At 68.2% G+C, this 18,616-nt stretch carries 9 protein-coding genes and 1 pseudogene; 6 read left to right on the top strand and 4 right to left on the bottom strand.

Features of this window, described 5'->3' with window-relative positions; genetic code table 11:
* Window positions 1–16 precede the first annotated feature (16 nt).
* The 3 genes and pseudogenes from ON33_RS44175 to ON33_RS41930 all read left to right on the top strand — a co-directional run.
* Window positions 17–6,244: pseudogene (locus ON33_RS44175) on the top strand (type I polyketide synthase); the annotation flags it as partial.
* Window positions 6,244–7,833, top strand: a complete 1,590-nt coding sequence (locus ON33_RS33445) for an acyl-CoA carboxylase subunit beta (protein ID WP_040863147.1) — start codon at window positions 6,244–6,246, stop codon at window positions 7,831–7,833. The pseudogene ON33_RS44175 and the gene ON33_RS33445, both read left to right, overlap by 1 nt.
* On the top strand, window positions 7,830–8,027 hold the full coding sequence (locus tag ON33_RS41930; protein ID WP_157184856.1) for an acyl-CoA carboxylase epsilon subunit: 198 nt from the start codon (window positions 7,830–7,832) through the stop codon (window positions 8,025–8,027). The genes ON33_RS33445 and ON33_RS41930 overlap by 4 nt, the downstream gene beginning before the upstream one ends.
* Before the next feature lie 44 nt (window positions 8,028–8,071).
* Here ON33_RS41930 and ON33_RS40715 read toward each other — a convergent pair whose 3' ends face one another.
* Both ON33_RS40715 and ON33_RS40710 read right to left on the bottom strand, forming a co-directional pair.
* Window positions 8,072–9,562, bottom strand: a complete 1,491-nt coding sequence (locus tag ON33_RS40715; RefSeq protein ID WP_051153290.1) for an FAD-binding oxidoreductase — start codon at window positions 9,560–9,562, stop codon at window positions 8,072–8,074.
* A gap of 45 nt (window positions 9,563–9,607) precedes the next feature.
* A complete protein-coding gene (locus tag ON33_RS40710) occupies window positions 9,608–11,599 on the bottom strand; it encodes an AfsR/SARP family transcriptional regulator (protein WP_051153289.1) in 1,992 nt (663 codons plus the stop codon).
* A 505-nt stretch (window positions 11,600–12,104) separates the two neighbouring features.
* Here ON33_RS40710 and ON33_RS33430 point away from each other — a divergent pair.
* Both ON33_RS33430 and ON33_RS33425 read left to right on the top strand, forming a co-directional pair.
* Window positions 12,105–15,455: an AfsR/SARP family transcriptional regulator gene (locus ON33_RS33430; RefSeq protein WP_083869490.1), complete on the top strand. Its 3,351-nt coding sequence runs from the start codon at window positions 12,105–12,107 to the stop codon at window positions 15,453–15,455.
* Window positions 15,456–15,498: 43 nt separating this feature from the next.
* Entirely contained in the window at window positions 15,499–15,933 is a 435-nt protein-coding gene (locus tag ON33_RS33425) for a TIGR03667 family PPOX class F420-dependent oxidoreductase (protein WP_040863146.1), read from the top strand.
* Window positions 15,934–16,457: 524 nt separating this feature from the next.
* Here ON33_RS33425 and ON33_RS44560 read toward each other — a convergent pair.
* Window positions 16,458–16,949, bottom strand: a complete 492-nt coding sequence (locus ON33_RS44560; protein ID WP_157184855.1) for a retropepsin-like aspartic protease — start codon at window positions 16,947–16,949, stop codon at window positions 16,458–16,460.
* Between the two features lie 192 nt (window positions 16,950–17,141).
* Window positions 17,142–17,483 carry a trypco2 family protein gene (locus ON33_RS33420; RefSeq protein WP_157184854.1) on the bottom strand — a complete coding sequence of 114 codons (342 nt, stop codon included), beginning with the start codon at window positions 17,481–17,483 and terminating at the stop codon, window positions 17,142–17,144.
* Between the two features lie 720 nt (window positions 17,484–18,203).
* Here ON33_RS33420 and ON33_RS33415 point away from each other — a divergent pair.
* A complete protein-coding gene (locus ON33_RS33415) occupies window positions 18,204–18,611 on the top strand; it encodes a hypothetical protein (RefSeq protein ID WP_040863144.1) in 408 nt (135 codons plus the stop codon).
* The last annotated feature ends 5 nt before the right edge of the window (window positions 18,612–18,616 follow it).

Below are 18,616 nucleotides of genomic sequence, written 5' to 3'. Positions count from 1 at the left end.
GAGGACACCGGCAATGCCTGAAGACAAGAAACTGGTCGAGTACCTGCGCTGGGCCACAGCCGAACTCACCAAGGCCAAGGGCCGTATCACCGAACTCGAATCCGCGTCGGCCGAACCCATCGCGGTGGTGGCGCAGGCCTGCCGCTACCCGGGCGGCGTCACCTCCGCCGCCCAGCTGTGGGACCTGGTCGCCACCGGCACCGACGCCATCACCGAATGGCCCGCCGACCGCGGCTGGGACGTCGCGGCCCTGTACGACCCGGACCCCGAGCACATCGGCACCTCGACCACACGCCACGGCGGATTCATCGACCACGCCACCGATTTCGACGCCGGACTGTTCGGCATCTCCCCGCGCGAGGCCCTCGGCATGGACCCCCAGCAGCGGGTCGTGCTCGAAACCGCCTGGGAACTCTTCGAATCCGCGGGCATCGACCCGATGTCGCTGCGCGGCAGCGGCACCGGCGTCTTCGTCGGCGCTGGCGAGCAGAGCTACCTCGACCTGGCCGCACCGCCGGAACTCGAGGGCTACGCCATGACCGGGCGACTGGGCAGCGTGGTCTCGGGCCGGCTGGCCTACACCTTCGGATTCGAGGGCCCCGCCCTCACCGTCGACACGGCGTGCTCGTCCTCGCTGGTCGCCGTGCACCTCGCGGCGCAGGCGCTGCGCCGCGGCGAATGCGACCTCGCGGTGGCCGGCGGTGTCACCGTCTACGGACACCCCGGCGGCTACATCGAATTCTCGCGGCAGCGCGGCCTGTCCGCCGACGGCCGCTGCAAGTCCTACGGCGCGGGCGCGGACGGCACCGGCTGGTCGGAGGGCGTGGGTCTGCTCGCGCTGCAACGCCTCTCGGACGCCGTCGCCTCCGGTCGCGAGGTACTCGCCGTACTCCGCGGGTCCGCGATCAACCAGGACGGCGCGTCCAACGGGCTCACCGCGCCCAACGGGCCGTCCCAGGAACGCGTGATCCGCGCGGCCCTGGCCGACGCCGGACTCTCCGCCGCCGAGGTGGACGCCGTCGAGGGCCACGGCACCGGCACCCGGCTGGGCGACCCGATCGAGGCCCAGGCGCTGCTGGCCACCTACGGGCGGGAACGCACCTCGGCGCGGCCGCTGTGGCTGGGGTCGATGAAATCCAATATCGGTCACTCGGTCGCGGCGGCGGGCGTCGGCGGCGTCATCAAGATGATCGAAGCCATCCGCCACGGCGTACTGCCCAAGACCCTGCACTCGGAAACACCCAACCCGGACGTGGATTGGTCGTCGGGCACGGTGCGCCTGCTGAACGAAACCCAGCCCTGGCCCGAGACCGGGGCTCCGCGCCGGGCCGCGGTGTCCTCATTCGGCGTCAGCGGCACCAACGCCCACGTCGTCATCGAACAGGCCCCTGCACCGGAAACCGCAGAGGCGCAGCAGGATTCAGCTGACCATTCGGAATACGCTGCACCGCAACCGGTTCGGCTGCCGGTCCTGCCCTGGCCGGTGTCCGGCAAATCCGCGGCCGCGGCCCGGGCGCAGGCGGCGGTGCTGGCCGAGTTCGCCGCCGGCACCGACGTGCGGGATCTCGACATCGCGTACTCGCTCGCGACCACCCGCACCCAGTTGGAGTACCGCACCGTCGCCGTCGGTCGCGACCGCGCGGAACTGCTCGCCGGTCTGACCGCCGACCCCACCTCCACCCGAACCGGCAAGACGGCGTTCGTCTTCACCGGCCAGGGCGCCCAGCGCCCCGGCATGGGCCTGCGTCTCTACGACGCCTTCCCGGCCTTCGCCGCCGCGTTCGACGAGGTCTGCGGCCACCTGGACCCGCTGCTGGAACGACCGCTGCGCGACGAGATCACCTCCGGCGAGCGGCTCGACGAAACCGCCGTCACCCAGCCCGCCCTCTTCGCCGTCGAATACGCGCTGGCGCGGCTGGTGGCGTCCTGGGGCATTCGCGCCGACTACCTCACCGGCCACTCGGTCGGCGAACTCGTCGCCGCCCAGCAGGCGGGCGTGCTTTCGTTGGCCGACGCCGCTACCCTGGTCACCGCGCGGGCCCGCCTCATGAACTCGCTGCCGCGCGGCGCGATGCTCGCGGTGCGCGCGGGCGAGGACGCCGTCCGCGACCAGCTCTCCGACCGGGTGAGCCTCGCGGGCGTCAACGGACCCGCGTCGGTGGTGCTCGCCGGATCGGCCGAGGACCTGGAAGCCATCGCGGAAACCCTGGGACAGCGCGGGACCCGCTCCCGCCGCCTGGCCGTCAGCCACGCCTTCCACTCTCACCACATGGACCCGATCCTGGACGAGTTCGAGGCGGTGGCCCGCGGGCTCGCCTTCCAGCCCGCCCGCATGCCCATCGTGTCCAATGTGACCGGCGCGCTCGCCGCCCCCGGCGACCACGCCGATCCCGCCTACTGGCCGCGCCACATTCGCGGCACCGTCCGGTTCTCCGACGGTGTGGAAGCCCTGGCCGCCGCCGGGGTGACCAAGTTCGTGGAGATCGGGCCCGACGCCATCCTCAGCGCCCTGGTCGACGAAACCCTCCAGGACCGCCCGCACGTCTCCATCCCCGTCCTGCGCCGCACCGCCGAGGACGACGAGACCGCGCTCGCCGCCGTCGCCGCCCTGCACACCCATGGCGTGCGCGTCGACTGGGAACAGGTGTTCGCGGGCACCGGCGCACGCCGAATCAGCCTGCCCACCTACGCCTTCCAGCGTTCCCGGCACTGGGCGGGCGACACCGTCATCGGGGCCGCGGGCACCGGATCCGCCCTCGGCCACCCCGTCCTCGAGGTGGCGGTCGACATGGCCGACAGCGCCGCCGACGGCGTGGTCGCCACCGGCCGCCTGTCCCGGCGGCAGCGCTGGATCGAACAGAGCGCGCCCGTCCCCGCCGCCGTGCTGGTGGAACTGGCCACCCGCGCCGCCGACGAACTCGGCTGTACCGAACTGTCCGCCTTGACCGTTCGCACCCCGCTGACCATGCCCGCCGGAGCCGACCTGCACATCCAGGCCCGGGTCGGCGGCCTGCTGGACAACGGCGACCGCACCGTGTCGATCCACTCCCGGGCCTCCGGGTCCTCGGGACCCTGGATCCTGCACGCCCGCGGCACCGTCCGACTGCGGATCGGCGCACCGGATTTCGAACTCACCGAATGGCCTCCGGCGGCGGCCGACGACCAGACCCACGCCGAGGTCGCGCTACCGGACGAATTCGCCGCCGAGGCAGCCGCTTTCGGCGTGCACCCGGTGCTGCTGCACGCCGCGCTGGCCGCCGTCGCCCCCGGGACCGTACGCGAACTGCGGGACGTCCGGCTGTTCTCCACCGGTGCCACGGCCCTGCGGGTGCTGGCCCACACCGGCGGCGACGGCTCGACCACGCTGCTGCTCGCCGACCGGGCGGGCGTGGCCGTGGCCACCCTGCGCGTGATGACGGCACCGGCGGAATCGGTTGCGGCACGGCCGGATATCGACGAGATGTCCTTCACCGTCGACTGGATGCCCGCCGCCGTCAGCGGGCGCGCGATCCGCTGGGGCGCGGTCTCCGGCACCGAGCCCCTGCCCGAGGTGGGGGAGACCACGCTGTTCGCGGACCTGGCCGAGGCCGCCGGCGCGGACAAGCCGGTCGACGCCATCCTGGCCCCGATCGGCTCCGCGCCGACCGGTGACCCGGTGCTCGGCGCGCACGAACTCGCCCGCCGCGCACTGACTCTCGCGCAGCAGTGGATCGCCGTCGAGGACCGCACCGCCGCACCGCTGGTCGTGGTGACCGAGCGGGCCATGGGGGCCGGGGCCACCGACGTCGCCGCCGCGAGCGTCTGGGGTCTGCTGCGCTCGGCCCAGTCGGAGCTGCCCGGCCGCATCGTGCTGGCCGACATCGACGACGACCCGGCCTCGACCGCCGCCCTGGCCGCGGTCGTCACGGCCGGGGAACCCCAGGTCGTGATTCGCGAGGGCCGCGTCTTCGTGCCGCGACTGCATCGCGTCGCCCTGCCCACCCCGGCCCGCTGGGCGGGGGAGTGCGTGCTGATCACCGGTGGCACCGGCTCGCTGGGTGCGATGCTGGCCCGCCACCTGGTCACCGAGCGCGGGGTCGACCGCCTGGTGCTGCTCAGCCGCCGCGGACCGGAAAGCCCCGGGGCGGAAGCGCTTCGGGACGAACTGACGGCCGCCGGGGCGCGGGTCGACATCGTCGCCTGCGATGCCGCCGACCGCGCCGCTCTGACCGCCGTGCTGGCCGCGCACCCGGTGACCGCGGTCGTCCACACCGCGGGCGCCACCGACGACGGCCTGCTGCGCGACCTCGACCCGGACCGGCTGGCCGCGGTCCTGCGCCCGAAGGCGGACGCCGCCTGGCTGTTGCATGAGCTCACCCTGGACCGTGAACTCACCGCGTTCGTGCTGTTCTCCTCGGTGGCCGGGATCATCGGCGGCCCGGGTCAGGCGAACTACGCCACGGCTAACGTCTTCCTCGATGCGCTCGCCGCCCACCGTGCCGAGCTGGGACTGCCCGCGACCTCGATCGCCTGGAGTCTGTGGGAGCAGGAGGGCGGCATCAGCGGACATCTCGACGAGGCCGACAAGCAGCGGATCGCGCGCGGCGGCTTTCCGCCGTTGCCCGCCGATTCCGGTCTCGCACTGCTCGACGCAGCCGTCGGGTCGGGTCGGGCGCTGCTCGTTGCCACCCCGCTCGAACTGTCGGCGGTGCGTGCCCGGCCGACCCGATTGCTCTCGGGCCTGCTGCCCACCCAGCGTGCGGTGGCGGGCAATGCGGAGGCGACCGTCTCGGTCGCCGAGCTCCTGCACGGCCGGTCGCCCGCCGAGCAGTACGCCATCGTGCTCGAGATCGTGCTGCGGGAGGCTGCCGCCGTCCTCGGGCATCAGGGCACCGAAGCACTCGACAGCACAAGGGAATTCAGCGAGGCGGGCTTCGACTCGCTGGCCACGGTGGAATACCGCAATCGGCTCCAGGCCGCGTTCGGCACCCGGCTGCCTGCCACCGTCGCCTACGACCATCCCACCCCGGAGGCCTTGGCGGCGTTCATCCTCGCCGCATCAGGCGACGATGAGGCAACCGGCGCGATCGACTTCGGCGCCGAGGTGCATCTGGCCGACGACATCCGCCCCGCGGAGACGGTGGTCCGGGTGGCGACCGATCCCGGCCACGTTCTGCTCACCGGCGCTTCCGGCTTCCTTGGCGCGTTCCTGCTGCGCGATCTCATGACGACCACGAATGCCGTGGTGCACTGCGTGGTCCGGGGGGCGGACGAGGCGGCCGCGACGCAGCGGCTGATCTCGAACCTGGAGTTCTACCGGGTGTCGGGCGAGGTGGACCTGAACCGTGTCCGCGTTATCGTCGGCGATCTCGCGGCCGCGCGGCTCGGCCTGTCCGAGGCCGCTTTCGACGAGCTGGCCGCCCTGGTCGACGTGGTGTTCCACGCGGGCGCGACGGTGCATTGGTTGCAGCCGTACCAGCTGCTGCGCGAGGCGAATGTCGTTGGCACGGAGGAGATTCTGCGCCTGGCCGCCCGGCATCGGACGGTGCCGGTCCACTACGTGTCGACTGTGGGCGTCTTCCCCGGCGCATCCGCCGACGGCGCTCCGCTGGCGGTGGACGACCCGACCGGGCCGCCCGAGGTGCTGCCCAGCGGGTACCTGCGCACGAAATGGGTTGCCGAGCAGAACATCGCGCTGGCGCGGGAGCGTGGACTGCCGGTCTCGGTGTACCGGGTCGACGTGATCTCCGGCGATCAGCGGCACGGCGCCTGCCAGACCCGCGACTTCGTCTGGCTCACGCTCAAGGGCATCATCCAGGCGAAAGCGGTCCCGCCGGTCGGCGACGGCTACTTCCACCTGGCGCCGGTGGACTACGTCAGCGCCGCGATCGTCGCCCTGGCCGCCCGTCCCGCAGCCGCCGAGCGAATCTTCCACCTGCACAATCCCTTCCGAGTCGCGCTGCTCGAACTGGTCGACCGGTTGCGGGCGATGGGCTATCCGATCGCCGACCGTGACCGGATCGACTGGCTCGCCGAGGTCGGCTCGAACACGGACAATGCGCTGGTCCCGCTCCTCGACGCCTTCGAGGCGATGATCGGCGACACGGCAGCGTTCTATCCGCCCATCGACGTGTCCGAGACCGAGGCGATGCTGGCGGGCAGCGGCATCGTGTGCCCGCCGGTGTCCGGCGACCTCTTCCGCACCTACATCCAATTCTTCATCGAGTCGGGCCATTTCCCGGCACCGGAACGGAGTGAGCACTGATGACCGAACTCGTCGAACGGCCCGCCGCCATCGCGCCCCCGCGGCTGCGATCGCGGGTCGCCGAAATGCACGGCGTGAAACACGAAGCGGTACACGGTATTCCGCCGAGTGCCACCGAACGCCAGCACTCGATCGGCAAACTCACGGTGCGCGAACGGCTGGAGCTGCTGTTCGACCCGGGCACCTTCCGCGAGGTCGATCAGCTGCGGCGGCACCGGGCCACCGCCTTCGGCATGGCCGACCGCAAGCCGCACACCGACGGCGTGGTGACCGGCTGGGGAAAGGTCCACGGGCGCACGGTATTCGCCTACGGCCACGACTTCCGGATCTTCGGCGGCTCGCTCGGTGAGGCGCACGCGGAGAAGATCCACAAGCTCATGGACCTGGCCGAGTCGGCCGGCGCGCCGCTGGTCGGCCTGAACGACGGTGCGGGCGCTCGGATTCACGAGGGCGTGACCGCGCTGGCCGGGTACGGCGGCATCTTCCGCCGCCACGTCCGCGCCTCGGGGGTGATCCCGCAGATCAGCGTGATGCTCGGACCCTGTGCGGGCGGCGCCGCGTACTCGCCGGCCCTGACCGACTTCGTCTTCATGGTGCGCGGCATCTCGCAGATGTACGTCACCGGACCCGATGTGGTGCGCACGGTGACCGGCGAGCAGGTGTCCCATGACGAACTGGGCGGCGCGGACGTGCACGGCTCCGGTTCGGGCGTGGCGGGATTCGTGTACGACACCGAGGAGGAATGCCTCGACGAGGTGCGCTACCTGATCTCGCTGCTGCCCGCCAACAATCGTGAGCGCCCGCCCGCCGAGGAGCCGGCCGACGCACCCGATCGGCGCAACGACGCCCTGGCCGACCTGGTGCCCGCCGATTCCAGCCAGGCCTACGACATGCGGGCCGTCATCGAGGAAATCGTCGACGACGGCGAGTACTTCGAGGTGCACGCGCACTGGGCCCGCAATATCCTCTGCGTCTTCGCCCGCCTCGGCGGTGAGGTGGTCGGCATCGTGGCGAACCAGCCCTGCGTCCTGGCCGGCGTGCTCGATATCGAGGCCTCGGAGAAGGCGGCGCGATTCGTGCAGACCTGCGACGCGTTCAATATCCCCATCGTGACCCTGGTCGACGTGCCGGGCTTCCTGCCCGGCACCGATCAGGAGCACGCGGGCATCATCCGGCACGGCGCGAAACTGCTCTACGCCTACTGCAACGCCACCGTCCCGCGGGTGCAGGTGATCCTGCGCAAGGCGTTCGGCGGGGCGTACATCGTCATGGATTCCCGATCCATCGGCGCCGACCTGTCGTTCGCCTGGCCGTCCAACGAGGTCGCCGTGATGGGCGCGGAGGGGGCCGCTCAGGTGATCTTCCGCCGCGAGATCGGTTCCGCGCCGGACCCGGATCTGGTTCGGGCCCAGCGGATCAAGGAATACCAGCAGGAGCTGATGCATCCGTACTACGCCGCCGAGCGCGGGCTGGTCGACGATGTCATCGACCCCGCCGACACCCGGGCCGTGCTCATCGACAGCCTGGCGATGCTCAGCGCCAAGCACGCGCCCCTGCCCGCCCGCAAACACGGCAATCCGCCCGCATGAGCGGCGGACCAGCGGTGCTGGCGGTGGAGTCGGGGCGACCGGGCGATGACGAACTCGCCGCCCTGGTCCTGGCCTTGACCACGTTGACGCGGCCGCCGCGGCATACCACGGGGGTCCGTGCGGCGGCCTGGGCGCTGCCCTCACCCGCGCGGCAGCCACCCACGTCGTGGCGTCATCGGGGACAGTGGCCTTGACCCGAGGTCCCGGTGGGCGGCAGCCGCCCACCGGGACCTCGGCGTCAGGCCCGGATCGACAGGCCGTGCGAGAACACCTCGCGCGGATCCCATTTCGCCTTCACGGCCTGCAGCGCGGGGTAGTTGTCCTTGAAATACAGACGGTGCCAGGGCACGTCCGAGCCATTGTGGGCCGGGTCGGCCAGATCGGCGTCGGCGTAGTTGATGAAGCAGCCGTCGGTCACCTCGCCGGGCGCCGGCACGCCACCCGTCGCCGCGTAGACGTCGGCATAGCATTCACGGATCCAGCGATCGTGCTGGTCGTCCTCGGCCGGGTCGGTCCACAGCGTCACGTACATCATCTTGAGAACCGAATCACGTTGTGCCGCAGCGGTCGCGTCGGTGGCCACCGCGTTGATCCGGCCGCCGTAGCTGACCAGCGCGACCATGGCGTACGGGTGCGGATAGTCCTCGCGGGTCAGTTGCCGGTACAGCGCGTCGAGCTGCGGCTCCGGCAGCGCTCGGCGCATATACGCGGACTTCACCTTCCAGCGCGCGACCGCGGCCTCGACGAAGCCGAACCATTCCTTCACCGCGTAGAACCACGGCACCCGGCTGCGGTCGTTGACCGTGTAGGTCGCTCCCGTGCCCTCGGCCATCGCTGCCAGAAAGGCGTCGAGGGTCCGCTCGGCATCCGGTTCGGAGGCGTCGATCTGGGTGCTCATTCGGAACGACCCCGCCGAGCGATGCTGGAGCTTCAACTGGCTGAACAGGCTCAGGTGCGCGGAGTCGGGGCTCGCATGGCGTTCGTGCCATTCCCCGAAATTATCGACCAGACGGGCGAATCCGGCCTCGTCCAGGTCGTCCCAGGACCACGAGACATCGGAGACGATCAGCTCGGCGGGCGGGGTGGGCAGCAACCGCGCGGGGTCATCCCCGACGGCCTCGGGCGATCGGAACCAATACCGGGTCACGATGCCGAAATTGCCGCCACCCGCACCGGTGTGCGCCCACCACAGGTCGCGGTGCGGATCATCGGCCTCCCGGGTCGCGATGACCGCTCGTGCGCGGCCGTCCGCGTCGACCACGACCACCTCGACGGCGTACAGATGGTCGACGATGAGCCCGTGCAGGCGTGACAGCGCGCCGTATCCGCCGCCCGCGACATGACCGCCCGCGCCGACCGTGGGACAGGTGCCGCCGGGCAGCGTCACGCCCCAGCGCTTGTAGAGCGTCGCATAGACCCTCCCGAGTATGGCGCCCGGGCCCACGGCGAACGCACCCATCGCCGCGTCGAAGTGCACTGTGTCCAGTGCTGATACGTCGATGACCACCCGGACTTTGCCGTTCGCGGTGAAGTCCTCGTCGCAGTGGCCGCCGCTGCGGACCACGACGCGCAGATCATCGTCGACCGCCTGTTGCAGGGCGTCGACCACGTGCTCGGTGGACAACGCCAGGCGGATGTAGTCGGGTGATCCCACCCATCGAGTATTCGAGCCGGATATCAGCCCGCGATAGCGCCCATCGTCCGGACGGATCGACAGTGGTTCGGTCATCAGGTCGTTTCCTCTTCGATTGTGTTGCCGCGGTAAGAGTTCGGATCAACTGGCGGCGATGGTCGCCGGGTGCAGGTCGGTCGTGGCGGTGAGATGGGCGGTTGCGCGTCGGCGATTGGCCGGTCGTCGACCGGGCCGGATATCGGAGGTGATGAGCGTGGACTCCCGGGTACTGGCGATGCGCGCGAACCGGCTGTGGGCCAGCGAACCCTCGCCGGTGAGCACGACAAGCAGAGGAGCGCGTTCGGCGCTGTCGAGCAGCGTTTCGAGGAAGTTCAGAGTGACTTGATCGGCGAGATGGGCGTCCTCGAAGACCACCGTCGTGGGCCGCAGTCCGGCTTTGGCGCACAGCAATTCAGTCCAGGCGGCGAGCATCTCCCGGACCTGGACCGGTTCGTCGGTCCCCGTGGAGGTGGCGAGCGGATACAGTGCCGCGGCGAGCTTGCGCGCCGAGACCGGCGGGCGCAGCGGATGTCCCACCGCGTCGGCCAGTTTCGCCGAGATCCACCCGTGCGCGTCGTCGACGCGGAATCCGCAGGCGGCGGCGAGCATCGTCCGATGGGTCTCGAGGTGATCGGCGCCGCCGAAGCGAGCGCACAGGACCAGTTCGGAGTCTCCTTGCCCGCGTATGGAATTGCGGAACATGCGAGCTACCCGTCGGGCGCTCGCAGCGGCGGGCGCGACCACCGCGACCAGATGTGACGCCCTCCGATGCCGGACCCGCTCCCGCAGCCCGAGCAGCATCCGGACGTCGGGGTCTGTTTCGGCGTCCGGACCATCCGCGGTGCCGGCACTCTCCGCGTGCCAGTGTCCGGTCGGTTGCTGCCGATAGCGAATCAGATGCTCGGTTTCGCGGCGGGTGCGTTCGCTCACCACCACCACGCCGTAGGGTGCATTGAGCAGCAATCGTTCGCATTCGTCGAACAGATCGGCGTACCTGCTCGAGTTGCGCAGATCGGCGTAGGCCCGGGGGACTCGCCTCTCCGCCTCCCCGGTCACCACCGCGGCCCGGAAACGCGGTTTGACCCGTGAGGCGAATTCGGCTGGGACCGTGGTGATCCACTCGGGCGGCTGAATCGCTGCGGACACCACCTCCGATACCTCGCACGGTTCGGGGAACGCCGTCATCACGGTGGTCCCGATGACGCCGATGACAACGCCGCCGAGGGACTCGGCGGTGGCCCGGATGGCCGGTAGATAGCGTTCACCCATGGTCGGGTTGTCCGTGGTCGAATCCTCCGTCCCGCCCGGCTCGATCTGGACCGACAGCACGGTGGACCGGGTGATCTCGTCGGTCGTCGTGACCACCACCATGGGTTCGTGGCGCGGGGGCTCGACATCGGGCAGCGTCAGCGACGGGCTCTGCAGCAGAATGGCCTGCTGCAGTTGCTGCAGCTCGAAACCCGGCTCGAGCCCGTAGTTCTCGATGAGTGAATTTCGCCACGCTGTGTAGACGGCCAGTGCGTCCGAGGGCCGACGGCCCCGATACAGCGCGAGCATGAGCTGTCCGCAGGACCGTTCGCGCAATTGGCCGGAGTCGGCCAGCGCGCTGAGCGCGTCGACCACCTTGGCGTGGTTGCCGCGCGCCAGCTCGATCTCGAAATAGTCCTCCGACACCGACATTCGCGCGTCTTCAGCGGCGGCGAGCTCGGGCCAGTCGACACCGTGCTCGGTGAGATCGGACAGCGGCGAACCGCGCCACAGCGACAGCGATTCGGCCAGCCGGGCAGCGGCTGTGTCCAGATCGACGGCGGTCGCCGCAGCGCGGCCGAGGTCGGCGAGATGGTAGAACCGATGCAGGTCGATGCAGTCGGTATCGACCTCGAGCACGTAGCCCGGCGGGCGCCTGATCAAGGCGATCGATTCGCTGTTGTCGTCCGGGAAGAGATTGCGCAATGACCAGACTGCGTTGTGCAGGATTTTCCGGGCCGAGGTGGGCATTGCTTCGTTGGGCCACAGGGCATCCAGCAGTTGGCTGGCCGGGACGACGGAATTGGGATGCAGAAGTAGGTACGCGAGGGTTGCCCGCTGTTTCACGCCACCGAGTCGCAATGGCTTGTCTTTATGCCGGACCTCGAGCGGTCCGAGAACACTGAACAACACGATTTCCCCTGGTACGGATATCCCTGACGGTGCTGATTCGCGGACAGCCGAACTCCGAACGCTCTCGGCGCCGACGAATTCGTGGGTCGGCCGAGCGTACGGCGGGACGGCGGGGCTCACGGGACACACTGGTTGAACCCCTTGTCCTAGCGCCCACGGCATCGGGGGCGCTGGTGTGGTGTCGATCCCGGATTCGGAGTCCTCCCCCAGGTCCGGTCGGCGAGACGTGATCTGCGCCTGTTGTCGAAGACCGTGACACATGCGACATGAACGATCAGGCCACCGCCGGTTGACCTGTTCCCCCTCCTACGGTGGCCGTGGCCGGTCGTTCGCCATCATTGTGTCGGATGTCCCTTCGGGTTCGCTTCGGGCTCACTTACGAAGCGACCGTTGGGTTTCCGATCGCATGATCAGAAAATGACATGGGTAGGATTGGGGCGTGCAGATCGGGGTATTGGGGCCATTGGACGTCGTGACGGATCTCGGCGATGCGGTGTCGATACCGGAGTCGCTGGTTCGAGCGTTGCTCGCCGACCTCATCGCCCATGCCGGCGTCCCAGTCTCCGCCGACCGGCTGATCGAGGACCTGTGGCCCGAGTCCGCGCCGAGCCATCCCACCCGGTCGTTGCACACGAAAGTTTCTCAGCTGCGTCGTGCGCTGGAAGAGGCCGAGCCTGGGGGCCGAGCATACATCGTGACCACACCGGCGGGATACATTTTTCGCGCCGAACCCCATCGTCTGGACTCGACACGCTTCCTCGATCTCGTTGCGCGGGCCCAGGTTTCGACCGACCTACGGGTGCGAGCGGACCTGCTTCGCGAGGCCCTGGCGCTGTGGCGCGGACCCGCCTTCGCCGACTTCGTGGATCTGCCTTTCAGCGAGGAAGTTTCGGCTTCGCTGAACGAGGCTCGGATCGCGGCGCGTAGTGACCTGGCCGAGGCCCGTCTCGAACTCGGCGAACATCGCACGCTGATCGCCGAGATCAACGAACTGGTCCGCGAGTATCCGTTGCGCGAGAGGCTGCGGTCGATTCAGATGCGCGCGCTGTACCGGTCCGGGCGCGCCGCCGACGCACTCGACAGCTTCAACGAGCTCCGAACCCTGCTCGCCGAGACGCGGGGCGCCGACCCCAGCCGCGAGCTCGTCGACCTGCACCGGGCCATTCTCGAACAGAGCGTAGACCTGCAACCGGAGCCGATACTGTTGGGCGGCAGGACATTCGGGCACAACCTGCCCGAGCCGCCGAACGCGCTGATCGGCCGGGAAGCGGTGGTGCAGGAGGTACGCGCGGGAATCGCGGCGGATCGGCTCGTCACCCTCGTAGGGCCCGGCGGTGTTGGTAAATCCCGCCTGGCGCTGGCCGTGGCGCACAGCCTGATCGACAGCTTCGCGGATGGTATCTGGCTGGTCGAATTCGATGCCCTCGACCGCTCACACGGGCCAGAAGTGCTGGCGGATGCGGTCCTTTCGGTGTTGAGTATCGACGTCAACGCCCCACCCGGCCACAACGGAAAGTCTCTTCCCCAGGGGCGGCTGAATTCGGTGGACCGGGTGGTGGCCTTCCTGCGCGCGCGGCGCGCGATGCTGGTGCTGGACAACTGTGAGCATGTTGTTGACGCGGCGGCACAGCTGGTGGAATCGATTCTGGCGGAATCGGCCGATTGCCGAATCCTGACGACGAGCCGGGCGCCGCTTGCAGTGCGAGGGGAGATGATCAGCGCTGTCGAGCCGCTGGAGCTGCCGCCGGCGGACTCTGCGCGCCCCGAACTGCTCGGCGAGGCGAGCGCGGTGCAGCTTTTCGCCGCGAGAGCGCGGGGTTTGCGCATCGACGAATCCAACGTCCACGACATCATCGCGATCTGTCGCCGACTGGATGGAATACCACTGGCATTGGAGCTGGCCGCGACGAAGATCCGGGTGCTCGGTGTGCACGAATTGCTGGTTCAGCTCGATCGCCGCTTCCAGGTGCTCGACGGTGGGTTCCGGGACTCCCCGGATCGGCACCGCACCCTGCGCGCCGCGATCGATTGGAGCTGGGAGCTGCTTTCCCTGATCGAACGGGACGTGTTGTGCTGGTTGGCGATTCACGCCGAGGATTGTTCGCTTTCGGCGGCGCGATCGCTGGTCGGTGATCCGGGCGACGACCGCGAGATCCTCGCCGCGCTGACCCGGCTGGTCGACCAGTCCCTGGTAGTCATGCAGGAGTCGCGGCACGGACCTCGCTACCGGCTGCTGGAATCGATCGCGGCGTACTGCGTCGAGCATCTGGAGACCACGGGGGCGCTGCTTGAAATGCGGCTGCGACACGCGATGTACTACGCCGACCGCGGCGAGCGCGCCAGTTCCGGACTGCACGGCCCTGATCAGCGACGCTGGCTCGAACTGCTCGACGTGGAGTCCCCGAACATTCGCAAGGCGGCCGATTTCGCGATCGGCCGTCTCGACGTCCGGCTCGCCAATCGGCTGGTCAATTCGCTGATCTGGTTCGGATTCCTACGCGGAAGGCTCACCGAAGCACACCGCTATCTGTCTGCGGTGGGCGCGATGGCCGGCGAGTTGCGCCCGGTGGAGCGCGCGACGATTCTGCGGTGGCGGACTGGCATGGCCATGCTGATCGGGGAAGCCGACCAACTCGTCAGCCCGTCACCCACCCTTGCCGGGGACGAGACCGCCACGGAGTTGCGCGCACTCGCACGCAGCGAATGGTTTCTCGGCTACGCGCAATGGTATTCGGGTGCGCTGCCCGAGAGCGAGGACCGCGTCGGCCGTGCTTTGGCGACCTTCCGGACACTGGACGACAACTGGGGAATCGCCGCGTCACTGAGCTTGCGCGCCGCGCAGAACACCGCTCGCAGCGACCTGTCGATGGTCAGGGACCACGCCCAGACGAGCGCGGCCATCTTCGATGAGGTCGGCGACCGCTGGGGCAGGCTCAAGGCCATCGAGGCACTGGCCGTGCTCGCGGAGTTCGAGGGGCGTTACGATGAGGCGAACGATCTGCACTACGAAGGGTTACAGATCGTCGAGGATCTCGGGCTCTGGACCGAAACCTCGCACAAGCTAGCCCTACTCGGGCGCATCGCGCTCCTGCGTGGTGAGTTCCGGACAGCGGACGAACTGCATCATCGGGCCATGCGGCTGGCTGCCAGCCACGCCAACCGCCTCGGCGAGGGTTTCGCCGAAATCGGTCTGGGGCTAGGCGCGCGACGGCAGGGTCGCTTGGATGACGCCGAGAAACACCTGAATCGATGGCTGGGTTGGCTCGCCGCCATCGAGGCACACAATGGTAAGGCCCTGGTGCTGGCCGAACTCGGATTCATCGCCGAACTGCGCGGCGATGCCGAAGGCGCGTGGGCACTGCACACGGAGAGCCTGTCGGCGGCCGTACTGACCGGTGATATCCGTGCCGTCGCCCTGGCCGTCGAGGGGTTCGCGGGTGCCGCGGCACTGACCGGGCAATACGATCGAGCCGCCCGGCTGCTCGGTGCGGCGACCAGGGCGCGGGCGTCGACCGGCGCACCCCTGGCCAGTGGCGAGCGAATTGATGTCGACCGCGTCACCGCGCTCGTGCGCGGCGTGCTGGGGGACCAGCGGTTCGCCACGGAGTTTCAGAGCGACGGGCCGGCGGTCGACGTCGGCCACGGCATGTCGGTAACCGATTTCGCCCACGCGATCACCGACCCGGAGGTCAGGCGAATCATCGACGCGGCGGTGGCCGACTTCGAAACCAGCACACCCGCGAATACCGACGACCCCTCGTCGGAATATCCACGGGGAGTGCGTAGTTGACGGCCTGTGAACCGATTCGACCGACATCCCACAAGGAGATCGAATGTCCAGTTCCTCGTCCCTCATCGACTCGAACACCGACTTCGGAGTAAAGGTCAGTAAGCATCTGGTGCAGGACACCATCATCTGGCTGACCACCGTAAGTCCCAGCGGCACACCGCAGCCCAATCCGGTTTGGTTCCAGTGGGATGACGGAGCGTTCCTCGTGTTCACTCAGCCGGACACCCCCAAGTTGCGCAATATTGCTGCCAATTCCCGTGTTTCGCTGAACCTCAACTCCACCGCCACGGGCGGTGACGTCATCGTGTTCACCGGCACGGCCCGGGTCGATGCGGACGGTGCCTCCGCCGCTGAGCTCGATGCCTTCGTCGAGAAGTACACCGAGGGGCTGGTGGACATCGGGATGACCAGGGAACAGTTCTTCGCCGACTATTCGATTCCGGTGCGCATAGTCCCCGACCGCCTGCGCGGATTCTGAGCAGAGATCGCTGAACGAGCTCGGACGGACCGAATGTCATTGCGATCCTGTGGCTTCGGTTGTCCAAAGCCACACGATCGCAGGCATGATTGATATCGACCGACATCCCCGTCAATCGTCGAAGGCCCGCTCCATCCGAGGGAACTCGGTCGGAACGGGCCTTCGGCCTGCGGTACTCCATCGGACTTGGGTCCCATTTCTGCCCTGCAGCCGGTCCCTGTCAATGATCTTGTCGATCTCTAGCGGGACATCGGCGGCAACGTGCTGTCGCCCAGGGGCGCGATTTCGTAACTGCCGATCATCCCGGCAACCAACCCGATCTTGGAGCGGTGGCCCTATCGGCGTGACCGTTCGCTGAAGATTGCGTCGAAATCACATTCTTCGGGGTCGATTTCAACCGGACCGGAGCCAATGATCTTGGCCGTCAGTGGTGTTCCATCTTTCGAACGCATCGAATGCACAATGCCGGTTGTGGGACTGTAAGAACAACGGCCCTGGCTCACTTCCGGTGGCGGCCTTGGATTTTAGGCCAGGAGAATGCGGCGTCGTTTTCGCCCGGTCGGCGTCCGTTCGTCAGTACTTTCGCAGCCATCGGGCGCGCTCGAATCCCGTGGTGGGGCAAGCCGCATAGATGGTGCTGCGCCCGACGAGATCGACTGCGCCGGGACTGAAATACACGGGTAGGACGACACGAAAATGCCCTCGAATTCCAGGTCCACGCGGAGCCGCCAGTGCGAGGCAGTTCCAGCGGCCGCGGATATCTTGACCTGGGCGCCATCGACGCGGGGGTTGCGCCCGATATGCAGGGCGAGTTCTTCGGGGAGTTGGGTGTGCGCCGCGCCCGTGTCGACGAGGGCCTTGTTGAACGTCGCGGCGAGCTGTCCGGGCCGGCCGGCCCGAAGAGCACGAGTTCGGCTCGGGGGACGCCGGGCTTGATGGGCTCGTCGTCGTCGAAGTCCGCCTGGATGGTCATCCTGGGTAGTCCTGTTCGCGTTCCTGTCCGTCGACGAATGCAATGCTGAGGACGGGATCGGGCAAGGCGTAACCGGCGGGATTCACAATAGACCAGAGCTTGTGCGAGGTTGGAGGAAGCCGCCGTCAGACCTTCGCCGTCCGATATGACCTATTCAAAGCGGTGAGTCTCGGTGAGCGATTCCCAGTTCTCACTGATCCAGCGACTGCCGGGAGACGGTTCGCTCAGGGCATTGTCAGGCTCCCCGGGACGTCGCCGGGCCGGCGGTGGGCTTGGACGGCGATGCACCGCTGCCGGTCTCGTAGATGTGTTCGTTCGGATCGCTCTCGGCGGTGGGCTTGAACTTCGCGCTGATCTTATGCGTCTGCGCCGAGGAGATCCCGCCGCCGATGGTGACAACGTACGCCTTGATGTCTCCCTTGGCTTCGCGTTTCACAGCGATGTTCAGCTCGATGGCGCATTCGTCGAGCGTCAGCTTGACTTCGTCGCCTGGGTCCGTTCGAGCCGTGGTCAACTCGGACTTGAGGTAGCGGATCATGTCGGAAAGTTCGATCGAGCCATCAGCTGGAATAGTCACGCCGCACTGCCTCTCGCTTGACGGTTCTTCTCAAGCCAGTTCCGGGATCGTGCCCAAGAATATTCGACCATTGCACCGACGTGCCTTGAGACGCGCCGGATCCCGGGTCGAAACGCGGCTGCGACGCCGCCGCCCCGCGGGCGCCATGGACGCAGTGACGGCGAGCCGGATGTTGGTTCGCGCGCGCCCGCCACCCGAACGGCGACGCTGAGGCCGGGAATTGGTGCGATGGTCTCGACCAACCTGTACCCGTCATCACCGATCAATCGCACCGAACAACCATGACGCAGGGCCGATCGCGGGCCACTGGCGATGGGCTTCGAAGGAACGGAAAGTGTTCCGCAGCAGTGATTTTAGTCAACTCGCAGGCTTGGAGAAACTGCCGAGACGGCACGGGGTGGCTGTGCTAGCTCTCCATCCAGAGCTGCCGCCAGCGGGGCTGTAGTTGGAGGGGAAGGGCGTGCTGAAAGGCATTCGTAGATCTGTCATTCTATTGCTGATTGCTATTGCCGCATTGGCCGTAGCGGCTACGGCGTCGGCTGACAGCCTGCAGATCCGCAGTGGAATGAATGGTTTCTGTCTCGATATTCAGGGGGCGAACCCTGATCCGGCACCGGTCGTCACGTACCCATGCAGCGGTCAAGCCGATCAACGCTGGTAAACCCATTGCGGTACGCAACAAAGGCGACTCGCGCACTAGGTATTGAGGGGGAATCGAGCATGGCTCCCAGTGTCACCCCGCCCGCGTACATCGCCGACCGTGCGATTGCGTTCCTCCCTCCAGGCAGTGAGATCAGGCAGGTGTTCGTCTCTCAGACCGCGCCGCATTTCGCCTATTTCCTCCCCGCGTATCTGTTCGGCGTGTTCGTCAAGGTGAGGTTCCGGTGCGTTGCCGTGACCGATGACGCGATCTATGTCATGGAGGGAACGCGGGCGTCGGGTGGTGCACGACCGATCCGGCTGCTCGGCGTGATGCCGCGATCAACCCGCTTCGAGCCGGCAGCTGGTCTGTTCTGGCATAAGGTGGAGTTGCTTGGACAGCGGTGTTGGGTTCATCCGCCGTACCTCGAGCAGGTCCTCGCCGCCGATCGGGAAGCGCCTGGTGCCGTGTCAGGCGACGTCGGGTAGGTAAT

Source organism: Nocardia niigatensis NBRC 100131, from assembly GCF_000308655.1.
GTDB lineage: Bacteria > Actinomycetota > Actinomycetes > Mycobacteriales > Mycobacteriaceae > Nocardia > Nocardia niigatensis.
The sequence above is the reverse complement of the archived record's forward strand: the minus strand, read 5'-3'. Positions and strand labels throughout refer to the sequence as shown.